The 13,350-nt window shown below is 46.8% G+C and carries 12 protein-coding genes; 4 read left to right on the forward strand and 8 right to left on the reverse strand.

Annotation, left to right across the window (positions count from 1 at the left end):
- Positions 1–179: 179 nt before the first annotated feature.
- The gene (locus tag J2736_RS21085) at positions 180–416 is read left to right on the forward strand and encodes an AbrB/MazE/SpoVT family DNA-binding domain-containing protein (protein ID WP_310500548.1); all 237 of its coding nucleotides are present in this window, start codon (positions 180–182) and stop codon (positions 414–416) included.
- Positions 417–1,077: 661 nt separating this feature from the next.
- Here the strand turns inward: J2736_RS21085 and J2736_RS21090 are convergent.
- A complete protein-coding gene (locus J2736_RS21090; RefSeq protein WP_310500549.1) occupies positions 1,078–4,194 on the reverse strand; it encodes a beta-galactosidase in 3,117 nt (1,038 codons plus the stop codon).
- 248 nt (positions 4,195–4,442) lie between these two features.
- Here J2736_RS21090 and J2736_RS21095 point away from each other — a divergent pair, with 248 nt between their 5' ends.
- Positions 4,443–5,513 (forward strand): LacI family DNA-binding transcriptional regulator, encoded by a 1,071-nt coding sequence (locus J2736_RS21095; protein WP_310500550.1) that lies wholly within the window; start codon positions 4,443–4,445, stop codon positions 5,511–5,513.
- Between the two features lie 79 nt (positions 5,514–5,592).
- On the opposite strand, the gene J2736_RS21100 is transcribed toward J2736_RS21095, so the two are convergent.
- The 4 genes from J2736_RS21100 to J2736_RS21115 all read right to left on the reverse strand — a co-directional run bounded on the left by J2736_RS21100 (position 5,593) and on the right by J2736_RS21115 (position 7,764).
- A complete protein-coding gene (locus J2736_RS21100) occupies positions 5,593–5,895 on the reverse strand; it encodes a hypothetical protein (RefSeq protein WP_310500551.1) in 303 nt (100 codons plus the stop codon).
- A gap of 78 nt (positions 5,896–5,973) precedes the next feature.
- On the reverse strand, positions 5,974–6,543 hold the full coding sequence (locus J2736_RS21105; protein WP_310500552.1) for a peroxiredoxin: 570 nt from the start codon (positions 6,541–6,543) through the stop codon (positions 5,974–5,976).
- Between the two features lie 31 nt (positions 6,544–6,574).
- Positions 6,575–6,814, reverse strand: a complete 240-nt coding sequence (locus J2736_RS21110) for a glutaredoxin family protein (protein WP_310500553.1) — start codon at positions 6,812–6,814, stop codon at positions 6,575–6,577.
- A gap of 26 nt (positions 6,815–6,840) precedes the next feature.
- Positions 6,841–7,764 carry an NAD(P)/FAD-dependent oxidoreductase gene (locus J2736_RS21115; RefSeq protein ID WP_310500554.1) on the reverse strand — a complete coding sequence of 308 codons (924 nt, stop codon included), beginning with the start codon at positions 7,762–7,764 and terminating at the stop codon, positions 6,841–6,843.
- 407 nt (positions 7,765–8,171) lie between these two features.
- Here J2736_RS21115 and J2736_RS21120 point away from each other — a divergent pair, with 407 nt between their 5' ends.
- Positions 8,172–8,897: an LbetaH domain-containing protein gene (locus tag J2736_RS21120; RefSeq protein ID WP_310500555.1), complete on the forward strand. Its 726-nt coding sequence runs from the start codon at positions 8,172–8,174 to the stop codon at positions 8,895–8,897.
- A 294-nt stretch (positions 8,898–9,191) separates the two neighbouring features.
- On the opposite strand, the gene J2736_RS21125 is transcribed toward J2736_RS21120, so the two are convergent.
- The 3 genes from J2736_RS21125 to J2736_RS21135 all read right to left on the reverse strand — a co-directional run bounded on the left by J2736_RS21125 (position 9,192) and on the right by J2736_RS21135 (position 12,486).
- Positions 9,192–10,250, reverse strand: a complete 1,059-nt coding sequence (locus J2736_RS21125) for a zinc-dependent alcohol dehydrogenase family protein (RefSeq protein WP_310500556.1) — start codon at positions 10,248–10,250, stop codon at positions 9,192–9,194.
- Between the two features lie 115 nt (positions 10,251–10,365).
- Positions 10,366–11,460 carry an NADH:flavin oxidoreductase gene (locus tag J2736_RS21130; protein ID WP_310500557.1) on the reverse strand — a complete coding sequence of 365 codons (1,095 nt, stop codon included), beginning with the start codon at positions 11,458–11,460 and terminating at the stop codon, positions 10,366–10,368.
- Positions 11,461–11,616: 156 nt separating this feature from the next.
- Positions 11,617–12,486, reverse strand: coding sequence for an NmrA/HSCARG family protein (locus J2736_RS21135; protein WP_310500558.1), 870 nt, complete (start codon positions 12,484–12,486; stop codon positions 11,617–11,619).
- A gap of 230 nt (positions 12,487–12,716) precedes the next feature.
- On the opposite strand from J2736_RS21135, the gene J2736_RS21140 reads away from it, so the two are divergent.
- Positions 12,717–13,262, forward strand: a complete 546-nt coding sequence (locus tag J2736_RS21140) for a TetR/AcrR family transcriptional regulator (RefSeq protein WP_310500595.1) — start codon at positions 12,717–12,719, stop codon at positions 13,260–13,262.
- The last annotated feature ends 88 nt before the right edge of the window (positions 13,263–13,350 follow it).

Consider the following 13,350-nt stretch of genomic DNA (forward strand, 5'->3'; position numbering starts at 1 on the left):
TAAGTTTACATTTTTTTCGGTTTGCATGAGGTTTGAAGAAATTGTCAACTTTATCGAAAACTCAATCAGTAAATAAAAGGGATTTGAGTGCATATGTGGAATAGATGTATATACAGAATATGAGTCTTTGTAACTAGATGAAGTAGTTCGTTGGTTCATAAAAAAAGGGAGGTTGTTGTATGAAGTCGACGGGAATTGTAAGAAAAGTGGACGAGCTGGGACGGATTGTTTTACCTATTGAGCTGCGTCGGACGCTGCACATTGAAATCGGTGACGCTATTGAAGTTTACGTGGATCCTGAGCGAATCACATTAAAAAAGTATATGCCTGCCTGCGTATTTTGTGGTAATTTCGAGGATATGACGTATTTCAAAGGGAAGCTCGTTTGCAGTAACTGTATTGATCAAATTACATAATTATATAGCGTGGCACTAGCCCCCTCAGTGAAAAACACTGAGGGGGTTTGATAGTTTGACCCCCACCATTCTGTCTGATGTTCAAAACACATTTACATGTATGCGATATAGTTATTTTCACCTATATTGTGTAATAAGAACGAATAGATGGATTTCATGCAGTTAATACCTTCTGAATCTAACAAACCATTCATTCTACCTAATTGACTTCCCTACTCCTACCCCAGCGTTCCCACCTAACGCATCCCTACTTACTCCCTCCACGCGCAAAAAGGTCTGTCCCAGAAGTAAGTTAGGTTAATGATCGAGGCAAATATATACGCTGGAAAAGTAAATAGGGATATGAAAAAGGAACTTAGCGGTTGGTACTTGTACCTGCTAAGTTCCTTTTAGTTTCCGCTTCTCGGAAGACCACGCAAGGTAAGGTGATGGCATCATCTTATCTTGCGTGTTTTGTCATTTTTACTGGAAATAAAGTGATGGTATAACGCTAAAGTGTTGAAATACGCAGGAAACTTCGATTTTGGAGCTTTTAGTATTATCGCATAACGTTATTGTTCAGCCCATCGTCCATTTGCACGGATTAGCATTTTCCCGTAACGTTGTTTAAAGTAGTTGCGTCATTTAAGGTCTTTTGTGATAGCGTTCCTGACGCCAATTGTTACTTCACTTCAACCTGCACCTGTTCAGGTCGATACACCGCCAACAACTCGCCCGCTGAGTTCGCGGCGAACATGACCGTTCGCTCAGCTTCCAGCTCGAACGCGTAGCTCCGGCCCGTTGCCGGATCGGTTACTTCGATCTGCGTGTCCACGCCAAACTCCGAGACAAAGATAAACAACGCGCCGCTATCAAAGCTCAGCTTCCGCCCATAAACCCCTGGCAACTGTCCGCCTTTGACCCAGTTCAGTTCCGCCTCAACACTAGCTGATTTAAGCGCATACGTGTACAGCTTCTCCAACACATCGCTCCGCTCACCTAACTCCACTGGGAGTGGACACCAGATCAGCTGCCCTTTGCCCAGCTCGTAACTGCGAACAACACCATGCTGTGAGTTCCAGCCGCCATCACCTGCAAGCGCGACTTCCTTGTTCAGCTGAGCGATCCGCGCTCCACCGAAAGAAACAGGAACCATCTCATCGTCCAACACCATCGCCTCTTCGCGCACAATGTTGCTGAGCACGGTTTCACCTACGATATCGGTCAACCGAGCGACCGGCGCCCAGTATTCATTCAAACCAAGCGGCCCGGTAAAGAGCAGTGTTCCGCCATTCTCACGCACATGCGATGTTAACTTATCCAAAGCAGCATCACTGAAGTTATGTGCGCTCGGCACGATAATCAGCTTCGGCTGATCCGACGCCAGAGCTTCCAAATGGTACTCGCTCAAGCCGCGGAACGGTACATTCATCCCATAAGCCAGTGTGCGAGTTAACTTCGCCGTTGCATCACCGGCTAATTTGCGCGTGGAGAAATCATTCGAATACGGGAATACAGCCACGACATCCTCTAGTTTGCGTCCTACAAAGAGATCGCGAATCTCTGCCATGAACGACCCGAAATCATAAGAAACATCAGCTTCCGGCTTCTCTGTCCCATCTGCCCGCAGCGCCCCAATATGCGACTCATTGATGTTGTTCATATAGAAATTGATATTCCAAATCCACTGAACAGCACCTGCTCCACCTGTGGAGAACGCATAAGCATATTTTCGCTCCAAAATATTACGCAGCTCATATTCCGAACGCTTCGCACGACCATCCGCCGTCTCCACGTACATAATGCCCGTCTCTTGAATCAAACTTGGCTTCGTTGGCGCCTTGGAGAAAATCCCGTCCCACACCAGTTGATCCATCAACCACCATGTATGCACCGTCGTATAATCCACAGCTTCTGCGTAAAAGAATGGGGATGGCCGCTGCGCGCCTAAGCCCTCATCTTGCCCGACTGTAGCCAGTTGGGCTGGGTTAATACTGCGAATCGTCGCGATGAGTTCCTTCGCCCAGCGATTGTGCATGTCCATGGTGAATAGGGTGTAGTCCAGCCATGGGGAACCTTTTTTCTCCACAGTCTCCGTCGTACTCATGTTCACCTCGGATGGATCCAACAATCGGACGCTAGCGAAGCTCGGCAGCTCCGTTGGAGACATATTCCACCGCTCTTGCAGCTTGCGAATATCCCCATGACGCTCCTCCAGCCAAGCCACATAAGCCTCGTGCTCGAAAGAATCATGTGCCGACTGCGGCCCAGCAAAAGGCTTGCTCGGATTAAACATCGACGGCTCATTAATCAGATCCCAATGCACGTTCGTCGTTTCCTTATGTCTGGACACCACGGAAGAAATAAACCGCTTCTGCGCCTCCACACTGCGGGGATCCAAATATGGATTCACGCCCTCCCACAGCTCTGGTGTAAACGAGAAGAAATTGAACGTGACTTCAATGCCGTGTCTTTTACAAGTCAAAATGAACGCATCGATGCTGCGCAGCACTTCCTCATAGGGATGTCCATCCACGAACATAATTTGACGCCATGCCGACCAGACGCCTGTACGCAACAGGTTAATGCCCGCTTTGACCATTTGCGTAATATCTCGGTCCCACACGGAAACGTTCGGCAAGAACAAAAACTTCCTCGCCACATCGCTCGTCATATACGTCATCCCAACAATCGGAAGCGGACGTCCATCCTTCCAGAAGTAGTCGCGATCACAAGACATCGGCGTCCCTTCGCGCAGCAAGTCTGCATCATACCCCCAGAAACCTTGGTTAAACGTGCGCGTCTCCCCCGTATTCGCTACGGCTTTACACACCGCTGTATAGTAACCGGCTTCGATATCAATGGGCATGTTTACCTTTTTAAAAGAGAGCTCTCGCGACGCATTCATCACGAATTTCGTCGTCCAGATCGGCTCCGACTGCCCCGCTTTCGTTACTTGAACGTGGAATGTCCATGATGCATTCTCTGACACGGCACCTGTACGATTCGCAAGTGTCTGCAATTGAACTGTCAAAGCTGCACGGTCGCCCGGATCATAACAGGCGTAATTAGGCTTGAACCAAATTTCCGTCACGCCTCGCTTCGTGTATGCAGCCAAATCGGCGATTATCGAGACTCCTCCATTGCTCCAGAACGTTTCATCCGTGACCACATTGGCAAAAATCCAACGGCCACCCGCGAATGCCCCCTTCGTATTCTCAAGAAGTACGATCGGTGCTGCAACTTCACGTCCATCCTTTGAAATCCCCTTCAGCAGCGGCGTGAAATGAGCATCCATCGGACCACTGGAACCAATTTGACCTGGATGATCATCGGTCCGTGTCACATGCAGTGCGAATCCAACGGTTGGCTGAATGGCAAATAGATCTTCTTTACCTGCCAGCAATGGTAACTCGGAATGTGCGGCATAACTGACGATGAGAGCGTCGTCCACGGACAGAATTTCATGAATTTGAAGCTCCTGGTGATACGTTGTTTGCTCTATTTCCAGCTCCCAGCCTTCTGCACCTAGATAGGCAGGTACTCGGAATGGCGCGCTTCCTAGATGTACAAAACCTTTGCCTTTACGCGCATGAGTAACGATTGCCTGCCACGCTGATTTCGGAAAATAACGTCCATGTAGATGAATGAAATTATCTGCCCCCTGCTGCAGCGCATCTGCCAGCCCCTCGGCTCCAACTACTCTTCCTATTTCTCCTAGCTGTGCAACCGCTTTATTGTCTGGCCGATTCCCTTCATACGGAAATCTGGGATCGTAAAAAATGATGGTAGTAAGCATGCTTTCATCCTCCAAGTCGGTGTGTGTTTCTTCAATGTCTTATTGTTTATTTTGTTATTTTTGTTAGGCTAACAATATTTATTCATGAGCATAATTTACTCACTTTCTTAGGTGCGGTCAATCTTTTTTTTGCGTAAACCTAGTAGATCGGCTGCATTGACAATTCCTACATAATCAGGAACAATAGATTTGTTAGGTTCCGAACGAACGAGGTACATAACGTATTTTCAATATAAAGGATGTCTCTCATGAGCAAAAAAGTATCCATGCAGCAAATCGCCGACCGACTCGGCATGTCTAAATATACGGTTTCCCAAGCGTTATCAGGTAAATCAGGCGTTAGTGAAGAGAACCGGCTTCGTATTCAAGAGACTGCGAAAGCGATGGGCTATACCCTCCAGCAAACTCAAACTGCACGCTCATCAACTCATCAAGCCGTCAAACTTACTGCCATTGAGGGTGCGCACACGACAACCGAATTCACTCCCTATATTTTGGTGTGGATTCAGTCTACCTATTTGCAGGACAACCCTTTCTGGGGAAAGGTTCTCACGGGTATCGCCACGGCCAGTAAAGAGCTAGGCTATGAGCATCTGATCGTCCCCATCGCACCTAATCACCAGCCCCAACTGCAGATCCCATCCTATATTGATCTTTCGCATTGTATTGGCCAGCTGTTAGCAGGAACTTTTCCAACGCAATCCGTCGTTTCATTAAAGCAGAGTGGGATTCCACTCGTCCTCATCGACCATAATGAGCCGCTAATCGAAGTAGATAGTGTGCTTAATAATAATTTGGATGCTGGCAAAATGGCATGTCAACGCTTGCTCTCCACTGCCGCGAAGCGTGTTATTTTCATTGGCGATGATCAATTCGCCGTAAGCTTCAAAGAGCGTTGGTGGGGCTGCCGCATGGCACTCGAGGATATGGCTGGACCTGCTGAGCACTACCATTTGAAGAAATGGCAAATAGCCTACTCCCACCCACACATGCTTCACCAGTTGGATCGCAAAGTAGCGGCCTTGACCCCGGAAACCATGCCAGATGGTTTTGTTTGCGCCAATGATCACCTTGCTCTAGCGCTGCTGCCTATTTTGAAACGGCATGGTCTCGAGGTACCGAGTCAGGTAAAGGTCATCGGACTAGACAACATTGAAGCAGCCGCCTACGCGACTCCAGCCCTAAGCACCATCGAGCTCGGCAAGGAAGCGCTAGGCATTCGAGCTGTTGAAACGCTGCTTTACCGCCTTCAGCACCCGGGCAGACAAGTGGAGAAAGTCGTGCTGTCCTCACGGTTTATTGCGCGGGATTCTGGCTAATTCAGAGATAAGCTTGACCATGACAAAAAAGCACACCGCATTCGGCGTGCTTTTTTGTATGCCTATTTTAACAGACACATTATAAATAACTTAACCCTATCGAAATCAACATGCCCGCTACCGCAATCCAAAATAAGTAAGAGCGCCCGATTCGTTTGAGACTTTTATCTTGTCGATCCATAACGGATTTCTTGCGATTGCTGCTCGTCTTCGTTTCTTCTTCAAGCTCATTGTTCACTTGCGATTTCCAATTAATGAATTGGAAGCCAACCCCGCTAACGACAACCGCTACCATCATCAAAATTAAAGAACCCATAAATACCTTGTCCGCAATGGACGCCATGCTGCACTCAACCTCACTATCTAACTGTAATTTCTTCATTATACTTCAAAAGGTGAACAGAATACAGGAAGTCCCAATCGACAACATGTCGATTGGGACTTCCTTACTTCATCTCGCTTATAGTGTGCGATCGCCGGGCTTCCAGTTAGCTGGGCATAGCCCGCCTGCTTGCAGCGCTTGTAGCACACGAAGTGTCTCGTCAACGGAACGTCCTACATTCATGTCCGTCACTACTTGGTAGCGCAGCACGCCATCCGGATCAATGATGAACAAGCCGCGATGCGCCGCACCTGTCTCATCATCTAGGACGCCATAGGCACGTGCTGTTTCTTTGGAGAAATCACTCACCAATGGGAACTTCACAGGGCCGATGCCGCTTTGATCGCGCGGTGTTTGTGTCCAAGCACGATGCGTGTAGACACTGTCTACAGACGCACCTACAATATCACAGTCTAGGTCAAGGAACTGTTCATAATTGTCACTGAATGCTGTGATTTCTGTCGGACACACAAAAGTGAAGTCGAATGGCCAGAAAAAGAATACGAGCCATCTGCCGCGGTAATCTTCTAGCGAGATTTTTTCCTCGAGCGTTTCCATATTTTTTGTAGAGAGCAGGGAAAAACTTGGAGCTGGCAGCCCTATTTTAGCAAAAGTAGCAGGTGATTGAACGGTTAGTTGTTGTGTCATGATGTGATTCTCCTTTGAGTGTTAGTATAGTTTAGCTAGCGATTTCGGCTAGTGCTTTTTTGAGTTTAGTGACATTGAGGCCAAGAATTTTGTGCTCACCGATGACAGTAACAGGTAGTGACATGAGGCCCATATCATGCAGCTCTTGTCCGAATTGGTCATTTAAATCAATGTTTCTTTCTTCAAAACCGACTTGTTGCTCCGTTAAATATTTCTTTAATTGCACACAATAAGGGCAGTTGGTACTGGAATATACGATTACATTAGACATAGTTGGTCATCTCCTAATAAGTAGAATTATTTATATTGCGGGATCAATTGAGCCCGTTTATTAATAAATTTATCGACTGCCATAGCGGCAATCGCACCATCCGCAGCGGCAACAACTGCTTGCTTAACCGGTGTGCGTCTTACTTCGCCAGCCCCGAACACACCTGCAACTGGAGACTGCATGGAGCTATCCAAAATCATAAAGCCTTCCTCATCAAGAGGAACTTGATCCTGTAAGAAATCTGTGCCTGGCTTACTGCCAGATAAGAAAACGAAGACGCCATCCACATCCAGCACTTCCTCGCCACCAGAGCTTGTACGAATTCGGAGACCTTGTACTTGCTTATCTCCCAGCACCTCAAGGGGCTTCGTTTTGTAAAGAATGTTCGTACCTTTCAGATCTGGAACGTGATGAACACCTTGCAATTCAGGTCGAGGAACAACGAAATGGATGGATTTAGTAAACTTGCTCAACGCTTGTGCTTCTTCCAATGCCTCTTCAGAATCACCGATTACAGCGACCGTCTTCCCTTCAAAAAAAGCACCATCACAAGTCGCACACGTGCTTACGCCGCGCCCCATCAGATTTTCCTCACCTGGCAGCATACGATTGCGTCCTTTAGAGCCAGTTGCAATGATGATCGACTTGCCCTCATACATCCCATCTGCAGTAAACACATACTTTGTCTCGCCTTCTACATCGACATCCGTAATGGTCGTCTGGATGAACTCAGCGCCGAAGCTCTTGGCTTGGTCGCGCATCGTATCTAGCAAATCTTTGCCTGATAATTCACCAATGACACCGGGGTAGTTCGCAATTTTGTGCGTAATGGCGAGTGCTCCTGTATTCGGTGCTTTATCAATAACTAACGTTTTTAAATTCCCTCTTGCTGTATAAATCGCCGCCGAAGCTCCTGCGGGACCGGCTCCAACAATAATGACATCATACATCGGTGATGCACTCCTTCCTTACGGCCTGTCTTTTTTCATTGATAATTGATATCAGATAATAATTATTATAAATAAAATAGAGACAAAGTCAACCTTATTTATAATAATTCTAATTAATAAATATTCTAACTAATAACGACACAAATGTTCCTACATAAACGACAAAAAAGTGCCTACATAAAAGTCTAACGATGCAGCGTGATGCTTATAGTTTAATGATGAGATATGCTAATAATAAAAGGGCACCTACAAGGATGTTTTCCAGTCCTTTAGGTGCCTTGTTGCTTTAATAACTATATGATTTGAGTTGTATACTTTTCTGTTGCCCACCTATAGTGACATTTGCCTATATGCGGAATACCTTAGTACCAAGAGCATTCCCAAAACGTTAACAAGGAGACTTTAAAATGGCATTCTACCATTCGTTTATCCGGGGCGACACCTGGCAGCAAGGTCACGATCCTCTTCCGAGAGGTCCTGTTAATCTATTCGCAAGGTTTATTGGCCCCAATCCTATAACAGCGGCGAATACCGTTCCGCGGTTTCCTTCCATCCATCCAACGGCTTTTCTTGGTCCGTTCACCAGTGTTATCGGCGATGTGCGTATCTCTGACCACGTGTTTGTTGCGCCAAGCGCATCGCTTCGCGCCGATGAAGGAACGCCATTCTTTATCGGCTCGAGCTCTAACGTTCAGGACGGCGTGATTTTGCACGGATTAGCCAATCAAAATATTCAGGTGGTCAACAAGCCGTATTCCATCTTCATTGGCAACAGAGTCTCTATTGCACATGGGGCCATTATTCACGGTCCTTGCCTGATTGAAGATGATGCATTCGTCGGCTTCAAGGCTATTGTCTTTAATGCGTATGTTGGCCGAGGCTCCTATATTTCGAATGATGCGCTTTTGACCAATGGAGTCCGGCTTGCCCCCAACATGTTTGTACCGCCAGGTGCGCATATTGACACCCAGGCTAAAGCCGATTCACTTAGCACAGTACCCAAGGATTCTGAAGAGTTAGCCCAACAGGTTATCCGTGTTTACAAGGAATTCCCTCCCTCCTATGACGCCATGTTTGGTACACACCGTTGTTCCTGCGGAATAACATACAACCACGCGAAGCTATTAAGATAAAAAATAATAGTACGAGAATCCTAATATCCATGATCGCTGCAAGCCGTTACATCATGATTAAATTCTAGAACGTTATAAAAGAACACAAAATGGCAGCTGATCCAGAGGATCAGTTGCCATTTTTGCTGAAGTAAAAGTGTGTGTTATTTCTTTTGAAGCGGCGGACCGGATATGATGACATGATATTTGGTTCTGGATAGTTCAATGATTTCTTCTGGGGTTTTGCCGAGGATCGTCGACTGCACACAACCTACGATCCCTATTTAAGTAACGTTTCCCGTTGAATGAATGATTTCAAGACTCGTTCTCACCATGGATGTTAACGACGATTTTGCCAAAGTCAGGTCCATTCAGTTGCTGAATGAATGCTGACTTAGCGTCCTCAAAGGCAAAGCGCTGGCTTATAATGGGATGAATATCCTTTCGTTCGATGAAAATATTCATTTCTTCAAACAACTGGCGCGAACCTACGCGTACGCCTTGGACGGTGATCGCTCCGAGAATGATAGGCATCGGATCTAATTTTCCTGCAGGCGGAACGATTCCTACCAAGTGGACTGTACCCTCGATTCTAGCAGCGAGAATCGACTGCTCCAACGTATTCGAACCTACCGTTTCCACCACATGGTCAACCCCGATATTCTCAGTCAAGTCGCGTACTGCTTTATGCCAATTCGGGTTTCTTCGATAGTTAATCACATGATCGGCCCCGGCTTCAACAGCTCTAGCGAGCTTTTCGTCGCTGGAGGAGGTGATGATTGTCTTTGCTCCGAGCGCTTTTGCAAACTGGAGTGCGAAGAGAGCAACCCCTCCGGTGCCGAGAATCAAAACCGTCTGCGAGGAGCGAATGCCCCGGACCGCATTCCAAGCCGTAACGGCCGCGCAAGGAAGCGTCGCACCTTCCTCGTAAGACAAGTTTTTCGGTAAGTGGACCAAACCCTCTTGGTTGAACACGCGATATTCCGTCAAATTACCGTCGAGTCCATGGCCAAGGGATGTGCTGGAATTAACCGCATGCGTAGGAATGGGACCGTAGAGCCAATCCTGAACGAGTGCGCCCGCAACGCGGTCGCCAGGTACGAAGCGATCCACGCGAGAACCTACGGCCACGACCTCCCCCGCTCCATCCGACAGCGGTATTGTTGGCCGGGGCAATTGAATCCCCTTGTCACCCGCAATGTAGAATGTGTCTTTGTAGTTGAGCGAAGCCGCGTGAAGCTTAACGAGGACTTCATAAGACGAAATTTCGGGTACTTCTTCAGTGTTCATTTGGAGTCCATCCAGGGTAGGAGCCGTCAATCGGTATGCACGCATGTCGCGTCTCTCTTGACTCATTGGTTTTGTAGTTGTCATTGTTCTCATATCCTCCTATTCTATTTGAGAGTAATCCGGAAACCTGAAACCTTATTCCTATTTGTTCAACTGTCTAGTTTTCTTGTATTGTTATCTACTCTGTCCCGTAAACCAGTTAAGTCAGCTTTGCAAAAACTTCCGCCGATACGGGTATAATGTCATTAAATCGTCCCTCACGAACTTTATTTACCCAAGCAGGATCGGCTAACAATGAGCGTCCCACTGCAATCAAATCGAATTCCTCCCGCTTGATTTGCTCGTTCAATGCATCGAGACGTTCTGAGGGGTTACCGTCGTTCTCGGAGCCAAGAACGTCCACCTCAAGACCCACTGAACCAACAGAAATAGTTGGTTTCCCGGTCACTCTCTTGACCCATCCCGCCAAATTCAATTGGGATCCCTCGAATTCCGGTACCCAGAATCGGCGAGTCGAGCAGTGAAAAATATCAACGCCTGCTTTCGCAAGCGGCGTCAGCCATTGTGCGAGCTGATCCGGAGTATCCGCAAGTTTCGCATCGTAGTTGTCCGCTTTCCACTGCGAAATACGAAGTACGATCGGAAAGTCAGGTCCAACCGCTTCCCGGCAAGCCTGGATAACTGCCTCGGCAAATGCTGTGCCTGCCGTCAAGTCACAGCCATATCGGTCCGTGCGGCGGTTCGTCTTCTCCCAGAAAAACTGATCAATCAGATAACCGTGAGCGCCATGAAGCTCTATCCCGTCGAACCCTAGCCGCTTCGCGTCGGCGGCTGCTTGCGCATAAGCATCGACAATGGAGGCAATTTCCGACTCGCTCAAAGCTTCCGACACTTGTTCACCTTGAAGGTTTAGTCCGGAAGGTCCCACCGGATTGGCATCAGAATCCGGAAAGTCACTCATTTTGCGGGCCATGCCCGCATGCCAAAGTTGAGGCATGATTTTGCCGCCTGCCGCATGCACCTCTTTTACAACCTGCGACCAACCGTTCAGTGCGTCTTCTCCGTAGAAATGCGGTATGTTATGGTCTGCAGCCGACGCGCGGTGATTGATGACTGTCCCTTCGGTAATAATCAGTCCGACCCCGCCCTCCACGCGACGGCGATAATAAGCGGCAACGTCTGTGCCAGGAACTCCATTAGGAGAAAAGTTTCTTGTCATTGGTGCCATGACAATACGATTGGGTAAGTTCAAGTTCCTCAGTGATAGGGGACGAAATAAATAGGGTTTGTCCATTGCATTTAACCTCCGATATGCTACATTTTGCTGAATACACAGAAACATGGGCTCGAAATTCGTTAGAATCGTTGTACCATCGATTAGAAATATTGATCTTCTTTATTACTCCGGAGTTCATCCAGGTTAGGGGCTGTCAATCTGTATGCACGTATGTCATGGTGTAAATGCAAGCATATCCTTAATTTTCAATGCCCCGCCTCGGGAAAGCCAAGTGTCGAAATTCATGAGGAACGGATACATCGCTTGCAAAGCCGGAATATCCGCTTGCCAGTCACTATAGCGCACGATACCGTTATTGCCATCAATCGCCCTGTTGCTTGGCTTCGCATGACCTTCCAGCTTAACACCGGTCCAATGATTGATCGCGGATAAAATCTGCCCAAGGGTTAGCTCATCGCCAGCCAACTCAATCGCATGCCCAATAAATCGCTCCGGATGTTGGAATACAAGCGCGGCCATCGCCCCGATATCTTCCAATGCAATAAGCTGTACCGCTTCGTCAGGAGGAATTTGAGCTAGTACCGAATAATTTCTTTTCGGTCCCCATGTGGCATCCGCAAAGTTCTCCATGAACATGGTCGGTCGCAAGAATGTGGCCGGGAGTCCGAGTTTTCGAATGTACTGCTCAACCTGCCACTTGATTTCCCAGTGCGGTATTCCAGTGTTACGATCGACGCTGCCCACCGACGCGAATACTACATGGTGAACGCCTGCTGCCAGCGCAGCGTCGGCGACATTGATGCCACGTTGGAGTTCGTTCTCCGCAAAGTCAGGTGGGAGTAAAGATGGCTGGATGCTATACACACCGTGAACATCTCTCATTGCCTCGTCAAGCGATTCGCGCTCATCCATATTTCCGACAATTAATTTGGCTCCGGCATTAGCCAACTGTTGCGCAGCGGGTGCATTCGGATTACGAACGAAGGCGCGCACCTGAAATCCTTTGCCGAGCAGATACCGTGCAGTTGCACCGCCTTGCTGCCCGGTCGCTCCGGTGACGAGAATGGTTTTAGAGTTTGTCATTGTTGTGATATCCTCCTCAATTTATTGCTAAAATGTACAAATTTAATCATTATTGTGATATCGTTTAACTCGGCTTACATTATTGCACATTGATGCGATATCGCACATATGTGTATAATATAGAATCAAATAATGCTATCTACAATAATCAAAAGAATGCGTTCTGTGCCCAATTGCACATGCCGCTTCATATTGTGCAATTAATATTAAGAAAGTTGGTATTAACTATGATGCGAGTGATGGATAGAAGAATTCTCAAGTCTCAAGAAGCAATTAAAACCGCTTTTATTGACCTGATGTCTGAAAAGAATTTTAATGAAATTACGATCCAAGATATTTCCGATAGAGCAAATGTCGGTCGAAGAACAATTTATCATCATTATTTGGATAAGTTCGATCTACTGGATAAACTTATTGAAGAACATATAAATGAATTAAGGAAAATCTGTGAATCATCATCAGATCTAGGTTTCATAGCATCAAATTTGATCATCTTCGAATACTTTGAACAATATTTTCTTTTCTTTTCTATCATGTTATCAAGCAGTGCATCACCTACTTTCCGTAACCGTCTCCTCGAGTTTATAATTGAACAATTAAAAAATGACGTAGATATAACCCAAGGTATAAATAAAGGGTTAAATAAAGATGTGATTCTAAAATTTTTCGGAACCGCTATCGTGGGATTAGTGGAATCGTATGTTACGAATGGAGTACCTGAATCACCTAAAGTGGTGGCAGAACAGGTGGGGATTCTATTAGAACGGAATCTATAGAAAAAGGAGATGCAGGCGTTAGACCAGTGTTATTAATAAAAATATGTAGGAACATTTGTGTCGTCAGATTATTAGCAATAATTTGTAC

This window comes from Paenibacillus qinlingensis (genome assembly GCF_031455095.1).
GTDB lineage: Bacteria > Bacillota > Bacilli > Paenibacillales > NBRC-103111 > Paenibacillus_E > Paenibacillus_E qinlingensis_A.

What these genes read in the sequence shown, in the direction of transcription:
- J2736_RS21135 (WP_310500558.1), bottom strand. Translation starts at nt 12,486, where the DNA reads ATGACAAACTCTAAAACCATTCTCGTCACCGGAGCGACCGGGCAGCAA.
- J2736_RS21120 (WP_310500555.1), top strand. Translation starts at nt 8,172, where the DNA reads ATGGCATTCTACCATTCGTTTATCCGGGGCGACACCTGGCAGCAAGGT.
- J2736_RS21100 (WP_310500551.1), bottom strand. Translation starts at nt 5,895, where the DNA reads ATGAAGAAATTACAGTTAGATAGTGAGGTTGAGTGCAGCATGGCGTCC.
- J2736_RS21105 (WP_310500552.1), bottom strand. Translation starts at nt 6,543, where the DNA reads ATGACACAACAACTAACCGTTCAATCACCTGCTACTTTTGCTAAAATA.
- J2736_RS21115 (WP_310500554.1), bottom strand. Translation starts at nt 7,764, where the DNA reads ATGTATGATGTCATTATTGTTGGAGCCGGTCCCGCAGGAGCTTCGGCG.
- J2736_RS21125 (WP_310500556.1), bottom strand. Translation starts at nt 10,250, where the DNA reads ATGACAACTACAAAACCAATGAGTCAAGAGAGACGCGACATGCGTGCA.
- J2736_RS21110 (WP_310500553.1), bottom strand. Translation starts at nt 6,814, where the DNA reads ATGTCTAATGTAATCGTATATTCCAGTACCAACTGCCCTTATTGTGTG.
- J2736_RS21095 (WP_310500550.1), top strand. Translation starts at nt 4,443, where the DNA reads ATGAGCAAAAAAGTATCCATGCAGCAAATCGCCGACCGACTCGGCATG.
- J2736_RS21090 (WP_310500549.1), bottom strand. Translation starts at nt 4,194, where the DNA reads ATGCTTACTACCATCATTTTTTACGATCCCAGATTTCCGTATGAAGGG.
- J2736_RS21130 (WP_310500557.1), bottom strand. Translation starts at nt 11,460, where the DNA reads ATGGACAAACCCTATTTATTTCGTCCCCTATCACTGAGGAACTTGAAC.
- J2736_RS21085 (WP_310500548.1), top strand. Translation starts at nt 180, where the DNA reads ATGAAGTCGACGGGAATTGTAAGAAAAGTGGACGAGCTGGGACGGATT.
- J2736_RS21140 (WP_310500595.1), top strand. Translation starts at nt 12,717, where the DNA reads ATGCGAGTGATGGATAGAAGAATTCTCAAGTCTCAAGAAGCAATTAAA.